This window comes from Mycobacterium sp. B14F4 (genome assembly GCF_039871645.1).
In the GTDB taxonomy this organism is placed as follows: Bacteria; Actinomycetota; Actinomycetes; order Mycobacteriales; family Mycobacteriaceae; genus Mycobacterium.
In genome coordinates, this window is the sequence record NZ_JBDPMF010000001.1 from 343,129 (window position 1) to 368,079 (window position 24,951).

At 68.2% G+C, this 24,951-nt stretch carries 22 protein-coding genes, 1 tRNA gene and 4 pseudogenes; 15 read left to right on the forward strand and 12 right to left on the reverse strand.

Features of this window, described 5'->3' with window-relative positions; all coding sequences use genetic code 11:
• Positions 1–53 precede the first annotated feature (53 nt).
• From ABGB19_RS01675 to ABGB19_RS01690, 4 genes are all read left to right on the forward strand, one after another.
• Positions 54–650: a TetR/AcrR family transcriptional regulator gene (locus tag ABGB19_RS01675; RefSeq protein WP_347683329.1), complete on the forward strand. Its 597-nt coding sequence runs from the start codon at positions 54–56 to the stop codon at positions 648–650.
• A 195-nt stretch (positions 651–845) separates the two neighbouring features.
• Positions 846–1,109, forward strand: coding sequence for a hypothetical protein (locus ABGB19_RS01680; protein WP_347683331.1), 264 nt, complete (start codon positions 846–848; stop codon positions 1,107–1,109).
• A gap of 30 nt (positions 1,110–1,139) precedes the next feature.
• Positions 1,140–1,586 carry an SRPBCC family protein gene (locus ABGB19_RS01685; RefSeq protein WP_347683333.1) on the forward strand — a complete coding sequence of 149 codons (447 nt, stop codon included), beginning with the start codon at positions 1,140–1,142 and terminating at the stop codon, positions 1,584–1,586.
• Complete coding sequence (locus ABGB19_RS01690) at positions 1,570–2,115, forward strand: TetR/AcrR family transcriptional regulator (protein ID WP_347683335.1); 546 nt, start codon at positions 1,570–1,572, stop codon at positions 2,113–2,115. The genes ABGB19_RS01685 and ABGB19_RS01690 overlap by 17 nt, the downstream gene beginning before the upstream one ends.
• A 21-nt stretch (positions 2,116–2,136) precedes the next feature.
• Here ABGB19_RS01690 and ABGB19_RS01695 read toward each other — a convergent pair whose 3' ends face one another.
• Positions 2,137–2,331, reverse strand: a complete 195-nt coding sequence (locus tag ABGB19_RS01695; RefSeq protein ID WP_347683337.1) for a hypothetical protein — start codon at positions 2,329–2,331, stop codon at positions 2,137–2,139.
• Between the two features lie 85 nt (positions 2,332–2,416).
• Here ABGB19_RS01695 and ABGB19_RS01700 point away from each other — a divergent pair, with 85 nt between their 5' ends.
• The gene (locus tag ABGB19_RS01700; RefSeq protein WP_347683339.1) at positions 2,417–3,112 is read left to right on the forward strand and encodes a proteasome protein; all 696 of its coding nucleotides are present in this window, start codon (positions 2,417–2,419) and stop codon (positions 3,110–3,112) included.
• A gap of 70 nt (positions 3,113–3,182) precedes the next feature.
• Positions 3,183–3,818: a GNAT family N-acetyltransferase gene (locus tag ABGB19_RS01705; RefSeq protein WP_347683341.1), complete on the forward strand. Its 636-nt coding sequence runs from the start codon at positions 3,183–3,185 to the stop codon at positions 3,816–3,818.
• A gap of 238 nt (positions 3,819–4,056) precedes the next feature.
• Here the strand turns inward: ABGB19_RS01705 and ABGB19_RS01710 are convergent.
• The 4 genes and pseudogenes from ABGB19_RS01710 to crcB (ABGB19_RS01725) form a co-directional block, all read right to left on the reverse strand.
• Positions 4,057–4,194 (reverse strand): annotated as a pseudogene (locus tag ABGB19_RS01710) (acyl carrier protein); the annotation flags it as partial.
• Positions 4,193–5,254: a DUF190 domain-containing protein gene (locus ABGB19_RS01715; protein WP_347683343.1), complete on the reverse strand. Its 1,062-nt coding sequence runs from the start codon at positions 5,252–5,254 to the stop codon at positions 4,193–4,195. The gene ABGB19_RS01715 and the pseudogene ABGB19_RS01710, both read right to left, overlap by 2 nt.
• Entirely contained in the window at positions 5,251–5,616 is a 366-nt protein-coding gene (crcB, locus tag ABGB19_RS01720) for a fluoride efflux transporter CrcB (RefSeq protein WP_347683345.1), read from the reverse strand. Before crcB (ABGB19_RS01720) ends, ABGB19_RS01715 begins: the two co-directional genes overlap by 4 nt.
• Positions 5,613–6,011, reverse strand: coding sequence for a fluoride efflux transporter CrcB (gene crcB, locus ABGB19_RS01725; RefSeq protein ID WP_347683347.1), 399 nt, complete (start codon positions 6,009–6,011; stop codon positions 5,613–5,615). Before crcB (ABGB19_RS01725) ends, crcB (ABGB19_RS01720) begins: the two co-directional genes overlap by 4 nt.
• A 60-nt stretch (positions 6,012–6,071) precedes the next feature.
• Between crcB (ABGB19_RS01725) and pgm the strand changes: the two genes are divergently transcribed.
• From pgm to ABGB19_RS01745, 4 genes and pseudogenes are all read left to right on the forward strand, one after another.
• On the forward strand, positions 6,072–7,739 hold the full coding sequence (gene pgm / locus ABGB19_RS01730; protein ID WP_347683349.1) for a phosphoglucomutase (alpha-D-glucose-1,6-bisphosphate-dependent): 1,668 nt from the start codon (positions 6,072–6,074) through the stop codon (positions 7,737–7,739).
• Positions 7,736–8,998, forward strand: coding sequence for an MFS transporter (locus ABGB19_RS01735; RefSeq protein ID WP_347683351.1), 1,263 nt, complete (start codon positions 7,736–7,738; stop codon positions 8,996–8,998). The genes pgm and ABGB19_RS01735 overlap by 4 nt, the downstream gene beginning before the upstream one ends.
• 55 nt (positions 8,999–9,053) lie before the next feature.
• Positions 9,054–9,126, forward strand: a tRNA-Ala gene (locus ABGB19_RS01740).
• A 617-nt stretch (positions 9,127–9,743) separates the two neighbouring features.
• Positions 9,744–10,517: pseudogene (locus ABGB19_RS01745) on the forward strand (SGNH hydrolase domain-containing protein).
• Here the strand turns inward: ABGB19_RS01745 and ABGB19_RS01750 are convergent.
• Positions 10,508–12,319: an AMP-dependent synthetase/ligase gene (locus ABGB19_RS01750; protein WP_347683353.1), complete on the reverse strand. Its 1,812-nt coding sequence runs from the start codon at positions 12,317–12,319 to the stop codon at positions 10,508–10,510. The pseudogene ABGB19_RS01745 and the gene ABGB19_RS01750 sit on opposite strands and share 10 nt — an antisense overlap.
• A gap of 970 nt (positions 12,320–13,289) precedes the next feature.
• Here ABGB19_RS01750 and ABGB19_RS01755 point away from each other — a divergent pair.
• Together ABGB19_RS01755 and ABGB19_RS01760 are read left to right on the forward strand one after the other, a co-directional pair.
• A complete protein-coding gene (locus tag ABGB19_RS01755) occupies positions 13,290–13,694 on the forward strand; it encodes a heme-binding protein (protein ID WP_347683355.1) in 405 nt (134 codons plus the stop codon).
• 315 nt (positions 13,695–14,009) lie between these two features.
• Positions 14,010–14,276 (forward strand): YdeI/OmpD-associated family protein, encoded by a 267-nt coding sequence (locus tag ABGB19_RS01760; RefSeq protein ID WP_347684662.1) that lies wholly within the window; start codon positions 14,010–14,012, stop codon positions 14,274–14,276.
• An 11-nt stretch (positions 14,277–14,287) separates the two neighbouring features.
• Here the strand turns inward: ABGB19_RS01760 and ABGB19_RS01765 are convergent.
• Positions 14,288–15,173, reverse strand: a pseudogene (locus tag ABGB19_RS01765) (FAD-dependent oxidoreductase); the annotation flags it as partial.
• A gap of 124 nt (positions 15,174–15,297) precedes the next feature.
• Here ABGB19_RS01765 and ABGB19_RS01770 point away from each other — a divergent pair.
• From ABGB19_RS01770 to ABGB19_RS01780, 3 genes are read left to right on the forward strand one after another with little or no spacing between them, the layout of a single operon-like run.
• The gene (locus ABGB19_RS01770; protein ID WP_347683357.1) at positions 15,298–15,963 is read left to right on the forward strand and encodes a helix-turn-helix domain-containing protein; all 666 of its coding nucleotides are present in this window, start codon (positions 15,298–15,300) and stop codon (positions 15,961–15,963) included.
• Positions 15,964–15,989: 26 nt separating this feature from the next.
• Positions 15,990–17,231: a cytochrome P450 gene (locus ABGB19_RS01775; protein WP_347683359.1), complete on the forward strand. Its 1,242-nt coding sequence runs from the start codon at positions 15,990–15,992 to the stop codon at positions 17,229–17,231.
• Positions 17,225–18,172 (forward strand): SDR family oxidoreductase, encoded by a 948-nt coding sequence (locus ABGB19_RS01780; protein ID WP_347683361.1) that lies wholly within the window; start codon positions 17,225–17,227, stop codon positions 18,170–18,172. The genes ABGB19_RS01775 and ABGB19_RS01780 overlap by 7 nt, the downstream gene beginning before the upstream one ends.
• Before the next feature lie 16 nt (positions 18,173–18,188).
• Here ABGB19_RS01780 and ABGB19_RS01785 read toward each other — a convergent pair whose 3' ends face one another.
• From ABGB19_RS01785 to ABGB19_RS01805, 5 genes and pseudogenes are all read right to left on the reverse strand, one after another.
• Positions 18,189–19,460, reverse strand: coding sequence for a hypothetical protein (locus tag ABGB19_RS01785; protein WP_347683365.1), 1,272 nt, complete (start codon positions 19,458–19,460; stop codon positions 18,189–18,191).
• On the reverse strand, positions 19,457–20,221 hold the full coding sequence (locus tag ABGB19_RS01790; protein WP_347683368.1) for an SDR family NAD(P)-dependent oxidoreductase: 765 nt from the start codon (positions 20,219–20,221) through the stop codon (positions 19,457–19,459). Before ABGB19_RS01790 ends, ABGB19_RS01785 begins: the two co-directional genes overlap by 4 nt.
• Positions 20,218–22,593: pseudogene (locus ABGB19_RS01795) on the reverse strand (CoA transferase). Before ABGB19_RS01795 ends, ABGB19_RS01790 begins: the two are co-directional and overlap by 4 nt.
• 1 nt (position 22,594) lies before the next feature.
• Positions 22,595–23,566 (reverse strand): enoyl-CoA hydratase/isomerase family protein, encoded by a 972-nt coding sequence (locus ABGB19_RS01800; protein WP_347683370.1) that lies wholly within the window; start codon positions 23,564–23,566, stop codon positions 22,595–22,597.
• Between the two features lie 100 nt (positions 23,567–23,666).
• Positions 23,667–24,899: a cytochrome P450 gene (locus ABGB19_RS01805; RefSeq protein WP_347683372.1), complete on the reverse strand. Its 1,233-nt coding sequence runs from the start codon at positions 24,897–24,899 to the stop codon at positions 23,667–23,669.
• Positions 24,900–24,951 lie beyond the last annotated feature (52 nt).

The following is a 24,951-nucleotide window of genomic DNA, read 5'->3' on the forward strand; positions in this document are numbered from 1 at the left end:
GAGAACCGCAAGTCATCGGTTGACCGCAGACTCCTTGCCGGTACCGTAGTCACATGACTACGGCTTCGGCAAGGGGCACTTCGCGGCCGGCCGGCACCCCGCTGGGCAGGCAGGAAGTAGTCACTGCGGTGCTGACGTCTGCGGCGGACCTGTTCGCCGACCGCGGGCCGTCGGCAACATCCATCCGGGACATCGCCGCGCACTCGCGGGTGAACCACGGGCTGATCCACCGCCACTTCGGGACCAAGGACCAACTGGTCGGCGCGGTGCTCGACCACCTGGCCCGCCATCTCGCCGATCTCATCGCCGAGGACTCCGACGGCGGCCGCATCAGCGCCGCGGTCGACCGCCAGCTTCGGGTCATCGCCCGGGTATCGCTCGACGGCTATCAGATCGGCGAACTGCAGCGGCGGTTCCCGACGATGGAGATCCTCGTCGAGGCCGTGAAGGCCCGGCATCCCAGCGAACAGGATGCCCGCCTGGCGGCCGCGCACACAATCGCGCTGCAGATGGGGTGGTGCCTGTTCGGCGGCTTCCTGCGCGCATCGACAGGGTTGGAGGATCTCGACGACCGCACCTTCGCCCGGTCGGTCGGCGAGACGGTCCTCAAGATCCTCGAACCGGGGCCGTCCGTGCCGCAGCGCGCTTGACGCGCGTTCGCGACGCCGGGCTTCGCTTTATGGATAGTTCACGGCGCGGACACGCACGGACGGTCCGATCGGAAGTCAATCGTGTGGTTCAGCAGCGGCATTGGTCGCCCGGCGAGATATTTTCCTAGGCAAACTACCGATTATCCGTTCGCGCAGTGCATTTCGCGAACCGGGACGGGCGGCTAGCGTGAAGAAATGGCCCTGCGAGCCGTGGTGCTTCGGCAATGCCCGTTCTGCAAGCACGCCGTCAACGCTTTCGTCGACCGCCGCAACCCGGAGAACACCCCGCACGACGGGGACATCTCGGTGTGCGCCCGATGTAGCGGGCTGTCGGTGTTCGACGGTACGGAATTGCGGTTGCCCACCCCGGCCGAACTGGCCAACGCCGTTCGGGATCGGGAGTTGATGCGTGCGATCAGGGAACTCCGGGCCGAACGAGACGAATGGATGGTCTTCTAGCCGCCGCGCCAAAGATGTACCATCTGGTACATGATCATGGAATGCGGCGTCGAGATCGACGCGCCCGCCGGAGTCGTCTGGGACGTGTTCACCGATGTGGAACGGTGGCCCGACTGGACCGCGTCGGTCACCCGCATCGTCGCCCTCGACGGCGCAGGTCTGGCGGTCGGCAAGAGATTCGCGATCAAACAACCCCGGCTGCCGAAGCTGGTGTGGGAGGTCACCGAATTCTCGCCCGGGGCGTCGTGGACGTGGGTACAGCGCTCGCCGGGTGGGTTGACCGTGGCGCGCCATGAGGTCGTCGCGGTGTCGAACGCCCGCACCCGGGTAGGTCAGCGGCTCGAGCAGCGAGGTCCCGTCGGATCAGTGGTCGCACTGTTCATCCGTCCAACCACCAGGCGTTATCTCGACCTCGAGGCGGCAGGCCTGAAGGCGCGCAGCGAGCACCTGCACCAATCCGATGGCCCGAAGTCCTGATCTGCAGCGGCGACGCGAACTGCTCGACGCGGTCGTGGCCGAGTTCGCGAACGGCGGGATCGGAGACCGCTCGCTGCGCGACATCGCCGCGGTCGTCGGCACCAGCCACCGCATGCTGCTGCACCATTTCGGCTCGCGCGACGAACTCCTGCTCGCCATCGTCGAACAGGTGGAGCGTCGGCAGATGGCGCTGCTTGCGGAGCTGCCGTCGGACCCCGCTGCGGCGATCGCGGCGATGTGGGCCGATCTCCGCCGGCCCGAGCTGCGCCCGTTCGAACGGCTCTTCTTCGAGTGCTACGCCCGCGGTGCGCAAGGCGAGCAGCCCTTCGCCCGCATGCTGCCCGAGGCCGTCGACGCATGGCTCGGCGCGGGCACCGAACCGACGCTGGATCCGGCGATGACGCGGCTGGGACTGGCCGTCGCGCGCGGTCTCCTGCTCGATCTCGTTGCCACCGGTGACATCGACGGTGTCGACGCGGCGGCCGCGGCATTCGCCGAACTCGTTCGTAAGGCCGGGGTTTCGTCATGACCCTGCGGTGACGCCGCCGGCTCAGTCGAGGCTGCTGCTGCGGTCGCCGATGAACGCCAGCAGGCCGGGATCGTCGGAGGTGAACCGCTCGACTTCTTCCCCGCCGTCACAACGCATCAGCGCGACGGTGACGCTGTCCGCGCGCCGGGCGAGGACCTCCCAGATGGCGCCGGAGTCCTGCCACCGTTGCAGTTCGGCGATCCGGTCGACGGGCATGGTCCCACCTTCTCATCGCCGATATTTCCGGCCAAGCACCCGGGCCACCGGCGCCGTGAGACGATCACCCGATGCGGGTGGACTCATGACGGTCGTGCTGGCGATTCGGTGTGCCGACGGGCTGGTGATGGCGTCGGACTCCCAAATCACCGACCCGGTCCGGCAATTGAGCTACCCGGCGCAGAAGCTGCATCCACTCGGCGACCACGCGGCGTGGGGTGGCAGCGGATCGCGCGCCGTGCTGCACGATCTCGAGCAGGTGTTCGGCGCCGAGGCCGACGCGATCGTGGAAGCCCCGGACGTCGGCCGCGCGCTGCAGGAGCGGGTGCTGCCCATCCTCGAGCATCACTACTCGACCTTCATCAGCGACGTGCCGGGCGGTGGTAAGGGCGCCACGCCGTCGACCTATGTGCTGGCGGCCGGGTACGCCGGTGGGCAACCGTTCATCGTCGACATCGATCCCCACGGGCTGATCGGCCACCACGAGGTGACCGGGTTCCAGGCGGTGGGCAGCGGGGCACCCATGGCTCAGCAGGCCCACGCCCTGCTGGCTCACTTCCGGATGTCCGAACGCGGTGTCGACCACGGCGTCGTCGCCGCGCTGCGGGTGCTCGACGCCCTCGACCAGTCATCGCCGAGCGTCGGCGGGCCGATGGACATCTGTCGGATCACGCCCGACGGCGCACAGCACCTCGACGAGGAAGCGATGTCACGGTATCGACGCAGCGTGAACCGCTGGATCGAGTTGGAGCAGCGGGCGCTCGACGAACTCTTCGATTGAGGGACCGTGCGCGCCCTCGCGCACACGGAAGGTAAACCTACCCTTACTTCGGTCCGGTAAGCTCCCCGCGGTGACCGACATCGACGACGCGCCGTCCGCCGTCCTGCCGCGCGAGCTGACCGACATCACCGACGCCGTGCGGCGGGTGGCCGCACCGCCGACACCGACTCTGGTCGAGCCGTACGAGATCCGGCTGGCCGACGCCGATGCCGATGCCGAGATGATCTCCGAGTGGATGAACCGCCCGCATCTGGTCGAAGCCTGGGAGTACGACTGGCCGCCGGCACGGTGGCGCAACCACCTGCGCGCGCAACTCGTGGGTGACTACTCGCGGCCCTTCATCGGCCATTTCCGCGGCCAGCCGTTCGCGTACATCGAGTTGTACCGTGCCGCCAAGGACTCGATCGGCCCGCGCTATGAGGCCGACCCGCACGACATCGGTCTGCATGCCGCCATCGCCGACCTGCGCTTCGTCAACCGCGGCGTCGCGCCGATCCTGTTGCCGCACTTGGTCGCCAGCATATTCGACCTCGAACCGCGCTGCCGGCGCATCATGTTCGATCCCGACTACCGCAACGCCGGAGCCCGCGCAGTATGCGAATACGCGGGCTGTGTCTTCCTCGGTGAGCACGACATGTCCAACCGGCGGATGGCGTTGTACGCGTTGCCGCGCACCCCGCAGGACGCCCCGCCCGCGGTCGGCTGAGTACGCGGTCAGGACACCAGGTTTCGTTTGACCTCCAACCGGCGCAGCTTGCCCGCCGTGCGGGGCAAGGATGGATGGACAGCGCGGCGCCGGCGAAGACGGCGCCGGGGATCGTGGCGATGAACTCCACTGTGGGCGCACCGATCACGCCGACGACGGTGGCCGGTGTCGGTGTCCAGTACCGCCAGCTTGGTCGGCGCCGTCGTCATCGCTGCCGAGAGCGCCGTGGCCGGTTCGGTCACGAGTTGCTCTGGGCGGCTGGCGCTTTGGCGAAGATGGTCGCGTCCTCGATGGCGACCATCCCGACCGCGAACGCGACGGAGTCGAGGCCGACGTCGTCGATCAGTCGGGACTCGCGGGTGATGCGTCGGAGGTCAGTAGTCGAAGAAGGCCAGCCCGCTGCCGCCGATCTGATCGCCGCCGTCGATCGACACCATGGCGGGCACCATCTCGCTGGTGACCAGTCCGTGCTCCGCGGTCAGGTCGTCGATGACCGGGAAGGCGTCGGCGATGCGCTGCGGGGTGTCGACGATGATCGTCGTCACCGGCACCTGCCGGGTCAGCTGAAAGAGCCTGTCGCCGTGGGGCCGGTGCGCGCCGTGAAAACCCCAGATGCCGCGCAGCACGGTCGCGCCGGAGACCAGGTCTGCGTCGTGCAACCGGCGTACGAGGGCGCGGTGTATCGGGGCGCCGTCGTGCAGCGTCGCCTCCGAGGTGTGCACCGCCAGCTTCTGCCACAGCCGCCGCCCGTCGCTGTCGGTGCCCGGCAGTGGGGGCGGCGGAGCAAGGAACCGCCCGTCGCGCTTGCACATCTGGACCCGTTCCACGGTGCACAGCGGATCGTCGATCATCGTCGCGAGTTCGGCGAGCACCAGGGTTACCTGGGCGGCGCCGCCGACCGCGGTGATCATCTGCGGCACATCGGTATTGCGGCTCAGGAAGCGAGCGCGCCGGCGCTGTCCGTATCGGGTGCCGTCGACGCCGAGAAACACCGCGGCGCCGGCGAACCCGTGCCGGTACAGCGCCTCGCAGACGCCCCGGTACGCCGGTTGCCCTGCGACGCGGTCCTGGCGACCGAGATAGATGGTGAGTTTGGCGGTGTCGGGCACCGTCGCATCGGAGCGGCCGAAGAGCCGTGCCCGCTCGAGGGTCACCAGCCCGCGCGAGGTCATCGCCGCCACAGAGTCGGCCAGGGGGGCGATCTTGGCGGCGCTGTCGACCGCCGTCACGGCGATCGGCGGATCCTCCGACAAGCTCAACGACTGGTCGCTGCGCAGCACATGGCGGGGACCGAAGCTGGCGATGCCCCGGAGCACCACGCTGGTGGCCAACCCGGCGTCGGCGTAGAGGTCGAGCAGCGCATCGGCGAGGAACCGGTCGCCGTCGCGCAGGCGCTCGCCGAAGTAGGCGGTGAGCTTGAGGTATTCGTCGGTCACAGTTCGGCCCCGGTCCACAGTCCCAGTCCGGCCGCGGCCAACCCGAGCAGGACGCTCACCACGATGTTGGCCGCGGCGGGCCAGAATTGGCGTTCCTCGCCGATCCGCTGGGTCTCGAGCATCCAGGTCGAGAACGTCGTGTAGGAGCCGACCAGAGCGGTGCCGATCACCAGGGCGAGGTGGGGGTTCAGCGCCAGGCCCGCCAGAAACCCGAGCACGAACGCGCCGCTGAGATTGACCACGAGCGTGCCGTACGGGAACACCCGGGCGACCCGGCGCGACACCGTGCGGTCGACGAGGAAACGCAGCACGGCGCCGACGCCGCCCATGATCACGACTCCGGCCCACACTGCGGCCGTCATCGGCGCACCCGGACCCGACGGACCAGTGCCGTCGCGATGTACACCGCGACCAGACCGGCCGCGATGCTCGCGGCGATGTAGCCGGCCGCCAGGCCGTAGTGGCGGTGCTCGATCATCTTGAGCGTCTCGACCTGCATGGTGGAGAACGTGGTCAGGCCACCACAGATGCCGGTGCCGAGCAGCGGCCGCCGGTAGCTGGAGACGGGGAGACGCTCCAGCAGTCGGGTGGTGAAGTAGCCCAGCAGGAACGCGCCGACGATGTTGACGGCGAACGTCGGCCACGGCCAGTGGCCGGGCTCCGGCGCGACGATTGTCTCGACCGCGGCGCGCGCAACGGTGCCGACTGCGCCGCCGACGAACACCGCGAGCAGTTCGCGGGTGTCATTACCGAACACAACGCAAAGTATGGCTGTACCACCGCACGCTGGCTGCCGCCGAGGAGCAGAATCGAATTCATGGCGGCCAATCCCCGCGCCGGTCGGCCGGCGCAGCCCGAAGATCTCATCGATGTGGCGCAGGTGGTGACGGCGTACTACACCGTCGAACCCGACCCGGACAACGTCGACCAGCAGGTGATGTTCGGCACGTCCGGGCACCGGGGGTCCAGCCTCGACGGCGCGTTCAACGAGGCGCACATCCTCGCTACCACGCAGGCGATCGTCGAGTACCGCGCCGCGCAGGGCACGACCGGACCGCTGTTCATCGGCCGCGACACGCATGCGCTGTCCGAACCCGCGTGGGTGTCCGCATTGGAGGTGCTCGCCGCCAATGACGTTGTCGCCATGGTTGATTCGGCTGGCCGCTACACGCCGACACCGGCGGTCAGCCATGCGATCCTGACGTTCAACCGCGGCCGGCGGGACGGGAGGACCGACGCGCGTGCTGATGGGATCGTGGTCACGCCGTCGCACAATCCGCCGCGCGACGGCGGCTTCAAGTACAACCCGCCGAACGGGGGACCGGCCGACGCCGACGCCACCGGCGCGATCGCCAAGCGCGCCAACGAATTGCTGCGCGACGGGCTGCGCGACGTCAAGCGGGTGCCGCTGGCGCGGGCGTTGCCGAGCACCCGGCGCCACGACTACCTCGACGCGTACGTCGCCGACCTACCCGACGTCGTCGACCTGCACGCGATCGCCGCCGAGAAGATCCGCATCGGCGCCGACCCGCTCGGCGGGGCGAGCGTCGACTACTGGGGTGCGATCGCCGAACGGCACAACCTCGAACTCACCGTCGTCAACCCGCTCGTCGATGCGACGTGGCGGTTCATGACACTCGACACCGACGGCAAGATCCGGATGGACTGCAGTTCGCCGAACGCGATGGCTGGGTTGTTGCGGGCGATCAGCGCCAACCCCGACCGCTACCAGATCGCCACCGGCAACGACGCGGACTCCGACCGGCACGGCATCGTCACGCCGGACGCCGGTCTGCTCAATCCGAACCACTACCTCGCCGTCGCGATCGACTACCTCTATACGCACCGGCCCGAGTGGCCGGCGTCGACCGCGGTGGGCAAGACGGCGGTCAGCTCGTCGATCATCGACCGGGTGGTGGCGGGTCTGGGCCGCAAGCTGGTCGAGGTGCCGGTCGGCTTCAAGTGGTTCGTCGACGGATTGATCGGCGGCACCATCGGATTCGGCGGCGAGGAGAGCGCGGGTGCGTCGTTCCTGCGGCGCGACGGCACCGTGTGGACCACCGACAAGGACGGCATCATCCTGGCGCTGCTCGCTTCGGAGATCCTGGCGGTCACCGGGCAGACGCCGTCGCAGCGGTACCAGGCGTTGGCCGAGAGGTACGGTGCGACAGGAGCTCCGGTGTACGCCCGCATCGACGCGCCCGCCGACCGTGAGCAGAAGGCGCGGCTGGCCAAGCTGTCGCCCGATCAGGTGACGGCCACCGAGTTGGCGGGCGAGCCGATCACCGCGAAGCTGACCACCGCGCCCGGCAACGGCGCACCGCTGGGCGGGCTGAAGGTGACGACGGAGAACGCGTGGTTCGCGGCGCGCCCGTCGGGCACCGAGGACGTGTACAAGATCTACGCGGAGTCGTTCAAGGGTCCGGAGCATCTGGCGGAGGTCCAGGACGCGGCCCGAGAAGTGGTCAATAAAGTCATTACGTGAGCTCTGAAGCCCAGTGCCGGCCCGACACCGGTAAGCCGAGGCTGCCGCGCGAGGTCTGGCTGCTGGTGTCGGCCAACGTGGTGGTGGCGCTGGGCTACGGCGTGGTGGCGCCCGTCCTACCGCAGTACGCCCGCCATTTCGGGGTGAGCATCAGCGCCGCGACGTTCGTCATCACCGCGTTCGCGATCATGCGGTTGGTGGCGGCGCCGCCCGCCGGTCTGCTGGTGCAGCGGTTGGGCGAGCGGCGGGTCTACATCAGCGGCCTGATCATCGTCGCGCTGTCGACGGCGGCGTGCGCGTTCGCGCAGACCTATTGGCAGTTGCTGTTGTTCCGCTCGCTCGGCGGGCTCGGCTCGGCGATGTTCACGGTGTCGTCGCTGGGCCTGATGATTCGCATCTCACCGGAGAACGCGCGTGGGCGCGTCGCGGGGTTGTTCTCGACGGGCTTTCTCGTCGGCTCGGTCGGTGGCCCGGTGCTGGGCAGCCTCACCGCCGGCCTGGGATTGGCGGCGCCGTTCGCGATCTACGGCGCCGCGCTGCTGGTCGCCGCGGCGGTCGTGTTCTTCAGTCTGCGGGGCAGCGCGGTCGCGGCGCCCGCCGAAACCCCCGACGCCACCGTCTCGGTGCGCGACGTGCTGCGCCTGCGTGCCTACCGCGCCGCGCTGTTCTCCAACTTCTCGACGGGCTGGGCGGCGTTCGGCCTGCGCATCGCACTGGTGCCGCTGTTCGTCGTCGAGGGCCTCGGCTACAGCGCCGGCGTGGCGGGACTGGCACTGGCGACGTTCGCGATCGGCAACGTGTCCGCGGTTATTCCCAGCGGTTACTTGTCCGACCGGGTCGGCCGCCGCAAGCTGCTCATCGTCGGTCTCGCGGTGTCGGCCGTCTTCACGGTGCTGGTCGGGTTCACGACCTCGTTGCCGCTCTTCCTGGCCGCGGCATACCTGACCGGCGCGGCGACGGGCGTCTTCGTCTCGCCGCAACAGGCCGCGGTCGCCGACATCGTCGGCAACAAGGCGCGCGGCGGGACCGCGGTCGCGACGTTCCAGATGATGGCCGACTTCGGCTCGATCATCGGCTCGCTGGCGGTGGGCCAGATCGCCGAGCGCACCTCGTACGGGTGGGCGTTCGTGGTCAGCGGCGTCATTCTGCTGATCGCGGCGGTGTTCTGGGTGTTCGCACCGGAGACTCGCGGCGCCCCGCCCGCCGGGCACACGCCGATGCGGCCGATGGGGCCCGAGGTCGGCGGGGAAGTCCCATGACCAGCGATTTTGAGGGCTTCCCGCAGTTGGTGTAACTTCGATGGGCACAACTCAAGGGGCTATGGCGCAGCTGGTAGCGCACCACACTGGCAGTGTGGGGGTCAGGGGTTCGAGTCCCCTTAGCTCCACAAATGTGATGAGTCGAGTCATGGGTTACACCTGAGTCGCGTCATTGGTGACAGAGCAATCCCGGCCATCGGCCTGGATTGCTGTTAGTGCGCCAGTAGCTGTGGTGGTGGACGCGGCTGACGTAGCGCAGGGTCAGCGTGCCGAATCCGTCGATGTGTCGTGGCGGACGCGGAAGCCCTGCCCCGCGCATGCTGGGCCATCAGCTCGGGCTGGCCGGCAACGTGATGGCGCTCCTCTTCTCCGGCGTCCTGGCGGTGCTCACCCTGCGACTGATCGAAAACCCGTTGCGCTACGCCGAATTCCTGCGTAAATCACCTGGGAAGAGCCTGGCGTTCGGCGGTCTCTCCTCGGCGCTGGCGCCGCTGTCTGCGTGGTGCTGCTGCTGTGGGTGCAGTCGATACCGCTGCCCCTACCGGTGGGGCGCGGCGCACAGGCGGCGGCGCTGACGATCACCGCGACGCCCAGGCTGATGGGCAACAACGTGGCGGCCGACGACGCGGCGGTGCGGCATGTGTTCGCGCAGGTGCAGGAGGCAGTCGCGGCGTCTGCCGAATTGAGGTCGGTACCGTCGAACCTCGACCCGCTGCTCGCCGAGGCGGCGGCCGAACTTCAGGCCATGTTGTTCGACGGCTGCCAGCGCACGCCGCTACAGGGCGGACAGCCCGAATGCGCGACGGGCGACACCGCCTCACCGACGACGGTGGCCCTTATCGGCGACTCCCACGCCGGGATGTGGATCCCGGCGTTTCAGCAGATCGCCACCCAGCGCCCCTGGCGACTGGAAACCCTGACCAAGATGTCCTGCCCGATGATGGACGTGGCCATCGCGAACCGCTTCGTCCGGCCGCTGGTCGAGTACATCCAACGCTGCGAGCAATGGCGCGGGCAGATCATCGACCGGTTACGCGCCGAGCGCCCGAAGCTGATCATGGTCAGCGTGTTCCGGGGGTACACGGCCAGCTAGAGCAACGGCTTCCTGTCCGGTTTCACGTCGTACGACCCGGCGTGGATCGACGGCCTGACCCGCCTGGTGCGTCAACTGCGCGAAACCGGCGCCGAGGTGCTCGTGCTCGGACCGCTTCCGCGTCTGACCACCTCGGTGCCCGGCTGCCTGTCCGAGCAACTCGATGACGCGACGGCGTGCTCGCCGCCAATGTCGTTCGCGTTCAACCGACCTGGCATCGAAGCCGAGGCCGCCGCCACTAGAGCCGGCGGCGGACACTACGCCGACCTCACCGAGCTGTTCTGCACCGAGGACCGCTGCCCCGTCGTCGTCGGCAACACCCTGGTCTACGTCGACGCGGGTCACCTGACGCTCGAATACTCCCGCGCGCTTGCGCCGGCACTGGTGGCGCTGGCCGACCGCGCGCTCTCCCGCCCTCAGGAGTAGAACGAGTCGAGCAGTTCCTGGTTCTGCTTCTCGACGACCGACCGTTTCACCTTCAGCGAGGGTGTCAGCTCACCGCCTTCGATGGACAGCTCGTGATCGAGCAGCTCCCACTTCTTGATGGTCTCCCACCGGTTCAGCTGCGAATTGAGCTCGGCCACATACTCGCCGACCATGTCGCGCACTGCATCCGACTTCACCAGGTCGGCGTAGGGCTTACCGCCGTGGCCGTGCTGCTTGGCCCAGTCCGACAGCGCGTCGGGATCCAGCGTGATCAACGCGACGCAGAAGTTGCGGGATTCGCCGAAGACCAGGATGTGGCTCGCGTACGGGCACAACGCCATGAACTTGCCTTCGATCGCCGGCGGCGCGACGTACTTCCCGCCCGAGGTCTTGAACAACTCCTTGAGCCGACCGGTGATGGTCAGGAAGCCGTCGTCGTCCAACTGGCCCTTGTCGCCGGTGCGCAGCCAGCCGTCGTCGGTGAGCGTCTCCGCCGTCTTGTCGGGCAGGTTGTGGTAGCCGTCCATCACGCACGGGCCATGTACTTGCACTTCGCCGTCGTCCGCGATACGTACGGAGGTGCCCTCGAAGACCCTCCCGACGGTGCCCAGCTTGTAGTTGTCGGGCTGATTGATGAATGCGCCGGCAGCGCTTTCGGTCAGCCCGTAGCCCTCCAGGATCAGCAGCCCGGCGGCGTGGAACCATTCCGCGATATCGCGGTTCAGCGGCGCGGAGCCGGAGATGAAGAACTTGATGCGTCCGCCGAACACGTCGCGCACCTTGCTGAAGACCAGGCGGTCGAATACGCCCTGCGCGGCCTTGAGCGGTAGCGGAATTCCCTTGCCTGCGAGCCGGTAACGGTCGGCCTGACGTCCCACGGCGAAGGCGGCAGTGAACAGCTTCTCCTTGACACCCTCCTGAGAGGTGACGACGCGCGCGTGCGCCTTCTCGAAGATGCGCGGAGCAGCGCCCATGAACGTCGGCTTGACCTCGGCCATGTTCGGGACGATTTTGTCCACCCGGCCGTCGATCGCGCTGGCGAAGCCGCACGCCAGCTGGGCCGTGATCAACACCTTGCCGAACGCGTGGGCCAGCGGCAGCCATAACAGCTGCAGGTCATCCTCGTGCAGAATGCCGAAGTCGGCGACCGTGGTTCCTTCATAGACCCACGCCCGGTGCGACAACCGCACACCTTTGGGTTTGCCGGTCGTGCCCGATGTGTAGATCAGCGTCGCCAACTTGTCGGGGGTGATCGCTTCCGCCGCTGACTGCACGCACGCCGGGTGGTCGACCATGTACGTCCTCCCGAGCTCGGCAAGCTCGGTGAGCGAGATGACCCGGTCACCGTCGCCCGCTCCGTCGAAAAGCACCACCTTCTCGAGTTTCGGCAGGTCGTCGCGGCGCTCTTTGAGCTTCTCCAGCTGTGCCTCGTCCTCGGCGAACACGACCCGGGATTCCGAGTCGCTCAAGATATAGGCGGTGTCGGTCGGGTTGGTCGTCGGGTACACCGTTGTGGTGGCGGCTCCGGCACACATGATGGCCAGATCCGCGAGGATCCATTCGTATCTGGTGCTCGAGGCGATCCCGACGCGGTCCTCAGACTGGATGCCCAGCGCCAACAGCCCGGCCGCCAGCTCCTCTACCTGATCAGCGGCCTCCTGCCAGGTGACCGATACCCACCGGTCCCCGTCGCGTTTACGGAATGCCTCGCGGTCGCCGGATCTCCGGACCCGGTCGAAGAACATGGCGGCCACGTTCGCCGGCGACATGGTGGTGGGTTTCTGGTTGGTGTCAGTCGACATCGCCGTCTCCTGGTCGGAATTTCTTAGATCATCGCGTGGCGCGATGCCGTTGATGTTGCGCTTCGAGTACCCAGCGCGGAGCCGTATGACGCGATACGACGCCAGACCTCGATCGGTATCCGGTTTGCCCGCTTGTCACAAGTCCAGTGGCCGCAACTCGCGTGGAGTGAAACGGATTCGCTCGGCCCCTCCGCTATTGGCTTGGGGCGGTGATTCAGTGCGGTGACCTAGCGTCGCCCCCTACCGCCGGGCCTTGGCGCGGGACGCGGGGCGGGTCTCGGTCCAGGGGCTCCGATACCTGGTCCCCCTGGTCCAGGAGGCCTAATACCCGGTCCAGGAGGCCTGGGAGGCGGCGGTGGAGGAGGAATCGGGATATCGAGGTCTATATCGATGACATCCGGAACATAAACCGGCAACCACGGATCGACGTACACGGGAGGTGGGGGAAATTCGCAGATCAACGTGACGAAGTTCCAGTACATGCCCGGCGGGCAAGGCGGGGGCGGCGGTTGGGCGCGGCTCACCGCTGGTGACGCGAGTTCGATCAGCGGCAGAAATACCAACACGACGGCAGACGCGGCGCTGCGTTGTAGCCAAGGCTTCATTGGACATCTTCTCTCGGTTGCCCTCTGCGTGGAGTCTAAGATTCGCGCCCTCTCGAGGGGCTCGATTCAGCGCAGCCGCGGTGGCGGACCGTGGTCATGACGGTCTGCAGCACTTTCCGCCGACTCACGGCGATCTGCTGCGCTTCTGAGGGCGCCGAACTGTGAGGGGCCGGACCGACCCTTCAGTGGCGAATATGGTTACGCGCTGCGGTCAGTGGACCTATCGTAAGCCCTCATAGGGCGCAGATTGCCCTACCACCGAGATCGCGGGGACAGCCGCGCGATGACGCGGGGGACACCAGATGGAGGCAGGTCCACCAGCAGCCCGATAGAGCCGCCAGTCATTCAATGAAGGAGAAGCAGCGATGATGGTGCCGTCAGGACTTCGTGGGCAGCGAGTAGCGGTAGGAGCCGTCGGCGCTGTCGCACTGGCTGGTGCAATGTTCCTCGGCGGCGCGGGGGCCGCAAATGCCCAGCCCCCAACGCCGCCGCCACCTGCGCCGCCGAATTGCTCGCCCGCGGACTGGGCCGGCGTCAGGGCGGGCGTTGCCGCTGCCGTCTCGGCCTATCTGTTCACCCACCCCCCCGTGAACGATTTCTTCGCGACGCTCAAGGGCCAAACCAGGGAACAGATGCAACCTCAGGTACAGGCGTACTTGGACGCCAACCCGCAGGTTCGGACCGACCTCCAGGGCATCAAGAAACCCGCAGACGATTTCCTGAGCCGCTGTAACCAGCAACCGAATCCGTCGAACATGCCATTGCCCTGACCGCGCGCGACCCGGCTCGCATTTCAGCGGCGCGACCGTCGTCCTAAGGATGCCGAACCCGCGCAAGGCGTTTGAGTGCGTCTCAATCGCCTGTCGGCGTGGCTGATTCGGCACGCGGCTGCACGCAGCGCCGAGTCGTGTGTGATGTGTCCGGGTGCTGCCTACTGGATGCGAAACGGGCGGGGTTGTGTACGGCCTGTCGGCCACTCGACCGATCCATTCCACCGGCGACGACCGGCCCACTCCTCGACGATAAGTCAGCGCAACGTCGTGTGGCTTACCGGTGCTGGGACTGCTCGTCTATCGTGACGCCCTATGGGCGGCCTTCGCGTATCCGGTGGTGTGGTGCACAAGCTTCCTGCAGACCTGCGCACCGCGTTGATCGGCAACGACACCGCGCTGGCCGCATGGAACGACATCACGCCGCTGGCGCGCAACGAGTTCATCTGTTGGGTCGAGGACGCCAAGCAGGAGAAGACCCGGGAGCGGCGGATCCGTCGCACCCAGGAGGAACTCGAGGAGGGCAAACGGCGGCCGTGCTGCTGGCCGGGCTGCGCGCACCGCGAGCGCACCGGCAAGTAGCTCACTGTTTGTAGTTCGGCGCGGTGACCGGTCAGCGGGGGATAGATCCGCTCACCGTTGATGACGCGCCTGGTCTTCTTGGCCGTCGCACCGGTGCTGACGACGCGGCGGTCCCAGCCCTCGGTGTACACCGCACCCGCGCGACCGAGGTCGAGAACCGTGACGTACCAGGGGATCCGCAGCGCCATCATCGGCTCGCCGCACAGGTCGCTGACGACGTTGTAGCCCGCAAAGCGGCCCATCGGCCGGCCGTGCTGACACGACATCACCGACAGGTGCGTGTCGTCCATCCGCGCCGCCGCCACGTCACCCGCGGCGAACACGCCCTAGACGCCCTCGACGCGCAGATAGTCGTCGGCCGGCAGCCGGCCCAGCCGGTCCAGGGAGCACGCCGAACTACGCCGTCAACGGGTTGGCTCGCATGCCCGCGCACCAGACCACGGTCGCCGCAGGTATCACCTCACCGGACGACAACGTCGCGCTTTCCGCCCCGACCGCCGTCACGCCGACGCCGGTGACAGCGTCGATCCCGTTCTGCGCCAACGCCTCCTCGATGACGGGCGGGCCGACGCGGCCATGTCCGACCCGACCTGCGGGTTGCGGTCGACGAGCACGACGCGCGGTGTGGCGCCCAGCGCCGGCGACCACCGCGGTCGTGGTGGCGGCGCCCGCCGGTCGGTCGGCCAGCACGAGGCGGTCGTAACCCAGCGTCGCGCCGTCCTCCGTGCGGACCGTGGCACCGGTCGGGTCGATCCCGGTCACCCTGGCGGTGACGTGTTCGACGCCGACCGGATCGAGCAACTGCGGCAACGGGATTCGGCATAGCGTCAGGTCGGCTTCGTAGTTGCGCACCCGGATGTCGTGATAGGGCTGCGCGCTGACGACCGTGACGTCGACCGCGTCGGCCCGGTCGGCATGGATACAAGCGGCGAGTGTGGAGATGAGGCACGGTTGGGCCGTCTCACCGTGCCTCAAGTCCACACTCGGCTTAAATCAATCGCTTGATTTAACCAGGCGACGGGTGTCTACTGAGGCGGTGACCGCAGCCCGCCCGCTGAGCGGCGACCGATCCGAGGGCACCCGCGAGGTGCTCCTGTCCGCCGCCGAGCGTCTGTTCGCCGAGCGCGGCATGCACGCGGTGTCGAACCGGCAGATCAGCGAGGCCGCGTCGCAGGGCAACAACGCTGCGGTCTGCTACCACTTCGGCACCAGGACCGACCTGCTGCGCGCGATCGAGGGCAAGCATCGCCGGTCCATCGAACATCTGCGTGCGGGGATGCTCACCGATATCGGTGAGTCCGCCGAGCCGAGGGACTGGGTGCACTGCCTGGTTCGGCCGCTGACCGAGCACCTCGAGCAGCTGGGCAACCCGAGCTGGTATGCGCGGTTCGCGGCGCAGGCCATGGCCGACCCCGCCTATCGCGAGGTGGTCACCAAGGACGCGTTGTCATCGCCGCAACTGGTGCAGGTGATGAACGGCATCAACCGCTGCTCGGCCGACCTGCCCAAACGGGTGCGCTTCGAGCGGATCGTGATGGCGCGAAATCTGCTCATGCACACCTGTGCCGAGCACGAAGGCGCGTTGGCGCAGCACGGTCTCCTGGCCCGGTCGCCGTGGCCGCAGGCCGCCGAAGGTCTCACCGACGCGATCACCGGCCTGTGGCAGGCGCCGGTCCGCAGCAGCTGACACACGGCGACGCGAAGGAGCGCACCATGACCGACACGCTGGCAGGCGGCGCGAGCGGGCAGGCGCCCGGCATTCCCGACTTCCCGATGGCCCGGGCGGACGGCTGCCCGTTCGCCCCGCCGCCGAAAGCATTGCAGCTCAACGAAATCAGCCAGCTGAGCCGCGTGCGGATCTGGGACGGCAGCACACCGTGGCTGGTGACCGGGTACGAGGCGATCCGGTCGTTGTTCGCCGACGGGCGGGCCAGCGTCGACGACCGCAAGCCGGATTACCCGCACTGGAACGAGGGCATGCTCGCCACGGTGCACAAGCGGCCGCGATCGGTGTTCACCGCGGACGCCGAGGAACACACCCGGTTCCGCCGGATGCTGTCGCGGCCGTTCACGTTCAAACGGGTGGAGGCGCTGCGGCCCGCCGTACAGCGGATCACCGACGAGCACATCGACGCGATCCTCGCCGGGCCGAAACCGGCCGACCTCGTCGAGAGCCTGGCACTGGCGATCCCATCCCTGGTAATCAGCGAAATGCTCGGAGTGCCCTACGAAGACGCCGAGTTCTTCCAGCAGCAGGCTAACCGCGGGATGAGCCGGTACGCGAGCGCCGAGGACGCGGCGCAGGGCGCAGGCGCGCTGGCCAAGTACCTGGCCAACCTGGTCCGCGCCAAGATCGACGACCCGAGCGAAGACCTGGTCTCCGACCTTGCCGAGCGGGTGAAGTCAGAGGAGATCAGCGTCCGCGAAGCCGCGCAGTTGGCCACCGGCGTGCTGATCGCCGGGCACGAGACCACCGCCGGGCAGCTGGGCGTCAGCATCGTCGCGCTGCTCGACCACCCCGGGCAGGCGGCCCTGCTGCGTGAGGCCCACGACCCCGAGGTGATCGCCAGGGCGATCGAGGAACTGTTGCGCTACGTCAGCATCATCCAGACCGGACAGCGCCGGATCGCCGTCGAGGACATCGAGGTCGGCGGCGAGCTCATCCGCGCCGGCGACGGCATCATCCTCGATGTCGCACCGGCGAATTGGGACACGCGCCAGTTCCCCGAGCCCGACCGGCTGGACCTGACCCGCGACGACGGGCCGCACGTCGGCTTCGGCTACGGCAGACATCAATGCGTCGGCCAGCAGCTGGCGCGCATGGAGCTGCAGATCGTGCTGCCCACCCCGCTGCGCCGGATCCCGACCATGCGGCTGGCGGTGCCCATCGACGAGCTCCCGTTCAAGCACGACGCGCTGGCCTACGGTCTCTACGAGCTGCCGGTCACGTGGTGAGGGGCGGCCTCCCACTGCGGGTGTCCGACCTGTCGGGCCGTCTCGCCGTCGTCACCGGCGCCAACAGCGGCCTCGGGCTCGGCCTGGCGCGGGCGCTCGGCGCTGCGGGTGCCGACGTCGTCATGGCCGTCCGGAACCGCACCAGAGGTGATGCGGCGATGGCACAGATCCGTGAGACCGTCCCGGACGCCAGGCTCACCATCAAAGAGCTCGACCTGGCGTCGTTGAAAAGCGTTGCCGCGCTGGGCGAAGAGTTGGTCGGCGAGGGTAGGCCCATCGACCTCCTCATCAACAACGCGGGGGTGATGACGCCGCCGCAGCGTGAGGCGACCGAGGACGGCTTCGAATTGCAGTTCGGCGCCAACCATCTCGGGCACTTCGCGCTGACCGGACACCTCTTGCCGCTGCTGCGGGCGTCCGCGGGGGCGCGGGTCGTCACCGTCGGCAGCATCGCCGCCACTCAGCGCGGGCTGCGGTTCGACGACGCCAACGCCGAACGCGACTACCGGCCGATGCGCAGCTACGGCGTGGCGAAGCTGGCGCAGCTGATGTTCGCCAAGGAACTCGACCAACTCAGCCGCCGGCATGCCTGGGGCCTGATCTCCAATGCGGCCCATCCCGGGTTGACGAAGACGAACCTGCTCAGCGGCGCCTCCTACGGTCGCGACAGGCCGACGCTCGGGGCTCGTCTGACCCAGGCGACCTGGCGGTTGCTGCCGTTCATGTGGCTCGAGGTAGAGGAAGGCATCAAACCCACGTTGTACGCTGCGGTATCCGCGGACGCCGAGGGTGGCGCCTACTACGGCCCGCGCGGACTATACGAAACGACCGGTGGGGGAGTGACTTTCGCGAAGGTGCCCCCGTCGGTGCACTGCGGCGCTGATCGCCGCGAGGTGTGGGAACTGTCCGAAGAGCTCACGGGTGTGGCTTACGTCGACTAGAACGCGCGTCAGGCTCCTAGAGACAGTCGAGCGCTGAGGCCAAACCGCGCGTCTCCCAGAGGTTCAGGACGTTCGTCAGCATCTGCAGCGGCGCCCGCACGCCCTCGTCGGCGCTGATGCGCCGGTCGGTGCGGGCCGTGTGTGGTCCGGCATCACCAATCCGCTTGGCGACCAACGCCGGCACATCGAGCAGCCACGTGACCCCCATGAGCGCCGCATACATCGACAGTTGCCGCTCGAGCTCGGCCGGATCGAGCGTCGGGCCGCCGGTGGCAGCCACCTCCCGGCAGATCATCACCAGCAGGTCATCGAGATCGTCGTCCCACAGCGTGGTCTCGGCTCCCGACAGCGAGCCCCAGATGGCCATGGCCAGGTTCATCCGGCTGACGCAGCCCCAGTCCATCAACCCGCAGCGCAGCTGGCCGTCGGCGGCGCGCCAGAACCATGCGTTGTCGACATTGGCGTTCCAGTGGCTCAGGGCGAGGTAGTCGCCAGCCTCGGTGAGATGTCGCCAGATGTCGTCCTCGCGTCGCAGGACGACCGGCGCCTCGGCGGTCAGGCGGGCGAGAAACCGCGGCGAGCGCAAATTTCCGGCGAAGAGCCCGGGATGGTGCTCGACGAACTCGGCGAGCCGGCCCAGTCGGCGGTCGAGCCGGTCGGGTGTCATCGGCGGGCGCTCTCCGACCGTGGCCGCCCGTAGGTCCACCGGGAACTCGGCGACGAGGCCGGCCGGCAGCCGGGCCGCGCGTTCGGTTCCGGCAAGGCGCGCCACCGCGGTCAGGAGGGCACGGTAGTGCTCGCGTGGCGACGGCATCGCGTAGTCCAGGCACTTATGGTACTGACGCTCGATTCCGTTTCGCCCGAATGGTATTCGCTCGCTGACGAGCAGCCCGGTACCGGACTCGCGGTGGTAGTCGGCGAACTGGGTTGCGGGCACCGCGATGGGGAAACCAGGCGTCCGTGCCAGCCTGGCGAACCGGACCTCCGATTCCATCTGGGTGCGGCCGACGTCGCGGACCGGGTCGTCGAGGTCGCGGGAGAACTTGACGAACAAGTCGGTGTGCGGCCCCGGACTGGCGTAGCGCACGCGCAGCGCGGCCTTGCGCCCCGTGCTGCCGCCGCTGACCTCCTCGAAGCGGTCGATCGCGACCACCCTGTTGCCGTCGTCCAGCACGCCGTAAGCGCGAAATGCCTTGGTGAGAAACGCCGTTCCGCCGTCCCGCAGGGCAGCGGCGTGCGCGGGGATCGACAGACCGGTCGCATCGCCACGGACCCAGTCGGTGCTCACCAGGTCTGCTGGGCCGCACGGACCAGGATCTCGTTGACCGCCACCCGCCGGTCACGGGTGACCATGTACACGACCGCGTCGGCGACGTCGTCGGGAAGCAGCTTGGTCATGCCCGCGGTGTTGCCGTCGAAGGCTGCCCGCGCCGCATCGGGCAGGTGGTCGTTGATCTCGGTGTCGACGGTGCCGGGGCCGACGATCCCCACGCGGACGCGCGAAGCGATCAGCTCCTGCCGGATGCCCTCGGAGAACGCGTTGACCCCGAACTTGGTCAGGGAGTAGACCGCGGTGCCCGGCCGGGCCACGCGGCCACCGGTCGAGCTGATGGTGACGATGTCGGCGACGCCGCGCGGTGAGTCGGCAGCGGCGGCGATCAGGTGGCGCAGCGCGGCGTGCGTGATCTGCAGGACGCCGGACACATTGACGGCCACCAGCTCGTTCCAATCCGACAGCGGCGCTTCGGCGGCCGGGCCCATCCGCAGCAGTCCGGCGTTGTTGACCAGTGTGTCGAGTCGGCCGAACGTGTCGACGGCGGTCGAGACGGCGGCCCCGGCCCGTCCGGCGTCGGTGACGTCGGCGGGGACGGGAAGCGCTGTCCCACCGGTGGACTCGATGTCGTCGGCGAGGGCCCGCAACCGGTCGACGCGGCGGGCGACCAACGCGACGGCGGCGCCCTGCGCGGCCAGCGCCCGCGCCGTCGCTGCGCCGATTCCGCTGCTGGCGCCGGTTACCAGCGCGACGGTGCCGGACAGTACCCCGGTCACGTGTTGACCACGCGGGGCTGTTCGAGGACGTCGCCGAGCACGTAGTCGTTGTCCTGCCCCAGGTCGGGTGCGCCGCGCTCGATGCGGGCGGCGTTGCGGGTCATCCGCCAGGACGGCCCGAGCACCGGGCGCTGCCCCTCGACGCGGTCGGACACGAACAGGTATGCGCCACGCTCCCAGAGCATCTCGTCGCCGATGACGTCGGTTGCCGTCGCGCTCTTGGCGGCGCCGACCCCCGCGTCGCGCAACCGTCCGGCGAGCGTCTCGGCTGCGTGCGAGCGGGTGAGCGTGGCGAGTTCGGCGTCGAGCGCGTCGACGTGCCGGTGCCGGTCGGAGGAAGTGGTGAACCGCGAGTCGGACGCCAGCGCGGTAGCGCCCAGCACGTCGCACAGCCGCGTCCACTCCGCGTCGTCGGCGACGGCGATGCTGATCCATTGCCCACCGGCACAGGGAAAGCAGCCGTGCGGCGCCATGTCGGGATGGCGGTTGCCGTCCGGTCTCAGTGATGTGCCGGTGAGGTTCTGCTCGAGCAGCCGGTCGCCGACCATCGACGACAGCACCTCGACGGCCGAGACGTCGACGAACTGTCCTTCTCCGGTGCGCTCCCGGTGCAGAAGCGCCGCAACGGCCGAGAACGCCGCCGCCGCACCGACGGTCGAGTCGCCGTAGCGCATGCTGGCACCACGGGGCACCCCGTCCGGGTAGCCGACCAGAGAGGCGACGCCCGCGAGCGCGGCGAAACAGGGCGCGTAGCCGGTCTGGTAGCCCAGAGGTCCGTCGTTGCCCCACATCTTGATCGACACCGAGATGATGTTGGGCTTGATGGCGGCGAGGTCGCCGTAGCCCAGACCGTTGCGCTCCATCGCCCCGGGCCGCAGGTTGTTGAGTACGATGTCACAGCGGGAAATCAACTCTCGCAACCGGTCTCGCCTCGTCTTGATGTCCAGGTCGACGCTGAGTATCTCGGGGTTGATGCTCAGGAAGTACGGTGCGTGGTTGATGTCGGTGCCGCCGTAGGCGCGCATCTCCTCGGGCCTGTCGGCGCATTCCACCTTGATCACCTCGGCGCCGAGGAAGCCGAGCAGCTTGCCGGCGTACGGGCCGGCCCACACCTTGGTGAGCTCTAGCACGCGGACGCCCTGCAGCGGCCCACCGCGCGGCGTCCTCGGCGTCGTGAGCTGGTGGCGCAGCACTGCGGGTGCGGTGCGCGGGGCGGTGAGTTCTCGCAGGACCTCGCCGGTGTCGCGGCCGAGCTGTGGCGCGGCCGTGCAGAGGCGCACCGGCGACGCGCTCATCCGGTAGCCGACGGTGGGGTAGGCCGCGCGGCCGAGGACCGGATGCGTGAGGTCATGGAAGAAGCCGCGGTGGCGGTACTGCGGTGAGCGGGTCAGCTCCACGGCGCCGTTGACCGCGACCAGGGGCACACCGTGGCGTTGCGCCTCCTCAGCAGTGGAGTCCCGGGGACGGTCGCGCACCCACTCCGCGAAGCCGCGGCGGAAAGCGTCGACTCGCTCGGGGGTGACACCGAATTCGAGCCAGTCGTCGTCGAATCCGTCGAGCCAGTCGGCATGGCTCATCAGCGTCTTCAGTGCGGTCCAGTGTGCGCGGCTGGTCATTTACAGGTAGACGTAGCCGTCGCGGCATTCAAAGAACGAGGCCGGACCCGCCTGGTCGTAGTCGTCGCGGGTGTCCCGCGGCGCGATCTCTCCGCTGATGAAGCGCCCGAGGATGCAGTCGGCCCGCGACACGAGCACGGCCTGCTGGGAGACGTCGATGAACTCGCCGGTCCCGGTATGCATGCGTCCGAAGAGCGTGGCGGCAACGCAGAGCGCGGCGTCGAGTCCGGCTTCGTAGTCGGCCAGCCGGCTGCCCGGCCCCTTCAGCGGCGGTTGGGAGGGGTCGGCGTGGCTGGGCGTGTGGTATCCCCATCCGCTGCTGTGAAACACGTTGAGGCTGCGGGCATTGCGCCGATCGGCCGGTGCGCCCTGGCCGAACGGCGTCACCGAGCAGAACACCGTGCCGGGATGGCGGGCCGTCATCGCGGCTTCCGTCACGCCGACGGCGTCGGCCCATGCGGTGTCGTGGTCGTCGACCACGGCGTCGGCGCTGCCGATCAGCTCGTGCAGCGTCGCGGCATCGCACGGCACGTCGAGTTCGGCCGAGCGCTTGTTGGTGTTGAGGTAGGCGAACACCACGCCGCTGTCGGGCCCGCCGTCGGCCAGCCGCGGTGCGAGGGCCCGAGTGGGACTGCCCCGCCCGGGCCGCTCGACCTTGATGACGTCGGCACCGAGATCGGCGAGCAGCTTGCCGCAGTACTCGCCCGCGACGGACTCGGCCAACTCGACGATCCGGAAGCCGGTCAGCGCCGACATGTCAGGGCTTGCTACGGCCCGACCGGCTCAGCCGCCATTCCGGCGGGAAATTCATGTCGTTGTCCTTGACGACGTTGTTGAGGCCCTTCTCGAACGTCCCCTCGGTCAGGTCGACCTCGTTCTGCTGATCGTTCTGGATCATTGGCAGCATCCCCTCCACCATGCCGGTCAGCAGGCTGCCGAAGTACTCGCCCTTGTGCTGCTTGTAGAGCTCGAGGAAGGTCTTCTGCACGGCGACGGTGTCGGTCGGGCGGGACTTCGAGCACGCCAGCGCGTACTTCTCGGTCTCGGCCTCGAGCTTGTCGCGCGACACCACGCTGTTGAGGAAGCCGCACTCGTACATCTCCTTGGCGCTGAACGGCCGTCCGGTGAACAGCATCTCGGAGAACTTGCGCAGGCCCATCGTCTCCGCCCACCACCACAGCCGCGGACCCCAGCCGACGTAACGGAACGCCGGGTGGCCGAACAGCGCGTCGTCGGAGGAGACCACCAGATCGGCGTCGCCGGCCTGGTAGAAGTGCCAGCCGTAGCAGTAGCCCTTGGCCTCGATGATGCTGATCTTGCGCAGCTCCTGCAGCGGCCGGTTGCCCGCCCGCGCCTTGGCGTAGAAGTCGGTCACGGTCGACAGGTAGCGGTAGGAGCCGCCGGGCGGGTACTTCACGTCGTCGTCGTTGATCGCCAGTTCGTGCAACAGCGGCATGCCGGGGTTCTCCAGCATGCCGCGCTGCTCGGGAAGGTCCCCGCCGCTACCGAAATCCTCACCCTCGCCACGGATGACGACGACCTTGACGTCGTCGTCGACGTTGCACTTGTGGATCAGATCGGCGTACAGCTGGCGCATGCCCAGCGTCGTCGAATTCTGCGCCTCGGGGCGGTCGAAGGTGATGTAGGCGATCCGGTTCTTCTTGTCCTTCTCGAACTTGATGTACTGCGCGGCTTCCTTTTTCATCTCTTCGTAGTCGTACTCCGGCATGCTCATCTCCTCTGTGTCGTCCTATTGGAATTCCGGGTCCGCGGGGCGGACGGTTGATCGCCTGCGGACCGCGCTGTCCGGTCGAAGGCGGAAGGTGTGCTCAACCGATGACGGCCGGCATAGACTCCCAGCCGCGCACCGTGGAGGTCGGGCTCAGCTCGGCGCCGGTGAGGTCGACGTCCCATTCGGGGAACCGGTCGAGGATCTCGTCGAGCGCGACGCGTCCCTCCAGGCGCGCCAGTGCATTGCCGAGGCAGAAGTGGGTCCCGATCCCGAAGCCGAGGTGTTGACGGGGTTCGCGGTGAACGTTGAAGCGCTCGCTGTCGTCACCGAACCAGCGCGGGTCGCGGTTGGCGGCGCCGACGATCATCATCACGGCGTTGCCGGCGGATACCGTTCGGCCGTAGTAGGTGACGTCGCGCGTCACGTAGCGGCTGATGTGAGGGGCGGGTGGCTCGAAGCGCACGATCTCCTCGACGGCCCCGGGCAGCAGCGTGCGGTTCGCCACCAGATCCCGGCGCTGGTCGGGGTGTTCGGCCAGCAGCTTGCCCGCCCAGCCGATCAACCGCGTCGTGGTCTCACTGCCGGCGGTGGCGATCACCTGCAGGTACAACAGCAGCTCGTCGCGGCCCAACCGCCGGCGCGCACCGGACTCGTCGGCGAACTCCGCGGTGAGCAGTTCGGTCATGATGTCGTCGCTCGGGTGCTTGGCGCGCCAGTCGATGAACTCGGCGAACACCTCTCCGGTGGCGATCGCCCCGTGGGGGTTCTCGGTCATCTTGCCCCCGCGTTCGGTGCGCACCGTGGAGTCGCCGTGGTCGATGACGTGCTGCTGATCGGCTTCGGGAATACCCAGCAGCATGCCGATGACCCGCATCGGCATCTGCGCGCCTAGGTCCCTGACGAAGTCGAAGCGGCCGGTGCCCACCAGCGGATCCAGGCAGCGGGCGGTGAATTCCCGCACCTTCGGTTCCAGGGCGGCGACCTTGCGCGGCGTGAAGATCCGCGAGAGCAGCTTGCGATGGATGTTATGGATCGGCGGATCCTCGAAGATCAGGATCCCCGGCGGAATGTCCATTCCGGATTTGATGATCTCGAGCACCGCACCGCGGGCGGAACTGAAGGTCTCGTGGTCGAGCAGCGCGGCATCGACATCGGCGAATCGGGAGAGCGCGTAAAAGTCGTGCTCGGCGTTGTAGTACAGCGGCGCGTTCTCGCGAATGCGCGCGAACACCGGATGCGGATCGGTATTGAGTTCGACGTCATACGGGTCGTGTCGGATGTCGCCGTCGTCCGCGACGTCGGTGATGTTGTTGTCCGCGCTGACCGTCATCTCCCGCCTTTCGCGCATCCGTCGTGCACGGATGCGCCGGTCGTCCTCGGCT

Excerpts from the sequence above, each read along its gene's own strand:
- ABGB19_RS01675 (WP_347683329.1), top strand. The coding sequence starts at position 54 with ATGACTACGGCTTCGGCAAGGGGCACTTCGCGGCCGGCCGGCACCCCG.
- ABGB19_RS01680 (WP_347683331.1), top strand. The coding sequence starts at position 846 with ATGGCCCTGCGAGCCGTGGTGCTTCGGCAATGCCCGTTCTGCAAGCAC.
- ABGB19_RS01685 (WP_347683333.1), top strand. The coding sequence starts at position 1,140 with ATGATCATGGAATGCGGCGTCGAGATCGACGCGCCCGCCGGAGTCGTC.
- ABGB19_RS01690 (WP_347683335.1), top strand. The coding sequence starts at position 1,570 with ATGGCCCGAAGTCCTGATCTGCAGCGGCGACGCGAACTGCTCGACGCG.
- ABGB19_RS01695 (WP_347683337.1), bottom strand. The coding sequence starts at position 2,331 with ATGCCCGTCGACCGGATCGCCGAACTGCAACGGTGGCAGGACTCCGGC.
- ABGB19_RS01700 (WP_347683339.1), top strand. The coding sequence starts at position 2,417 with ATGACGGTCGTGCTGGCGATTCGGTGTGCCGACGGGCTGGTGATGGCG.
- crcB (WP_347683345.1), bottom strand. The coding sequence starts at position 5,616 with ATGACGGCCGCAGTGTGGGCCGGAGTCGTGATCATGGGCGGCGTCGGC.
- pgm (WP_347683349.1), top strand. The coding sequence starts at position 6,072 with ATGGCGGCCAATCCCCGCGCCGGTCGGCCGGCGCAGCCCGAAGATCTC.
- ABGB19_RS01750 (WP_347683353.1), bottom strand. The coding sequence starts at position 12,319 with ATGTCGACTGACACCAACCAGAAACCCACCACCATGTCGCCGGCGAAC.
- ABGB19_RS01755 (WP_347683355.1), top strand. The coding sequence starts at position 13,290 with ATGATGGTGCCGTCAGGACTTCGTGGGCAGCGAGTAGCGGTAGGAGCC.
- ABGB19_RS01760 (WP_347684662.1), top strand. The coding sequence starts at position 14,010 with ATGGGCGGCCTTCGCGTATCCGGTGGTGTGGTGCACAAGCTTCCTGCA.
- ABGB19_RS01775 (WP_347683359.1), top strand. The coding sequence starts at position 15,990 with ATGACCGACACGCTGGCAGGCGGCGCGAGCGGGCAGGCGCCCGGCATT.
- ABGB19_RS01800 (WP_347683370.1), bottom strand. The coding sequence starts at position 23,566 with ATGCCGGAGTACGACTACGAAGAGATGAAAAAGGAAGCCGCGCAGTAC.
- ABGB19_RS01805 (WP_347683372.1), bottom strand. The coding sequence starts at position 24,899 with ATGACGGTCAGCGCGGACAACAACATCACCGACGTCGCGGACGACGGC.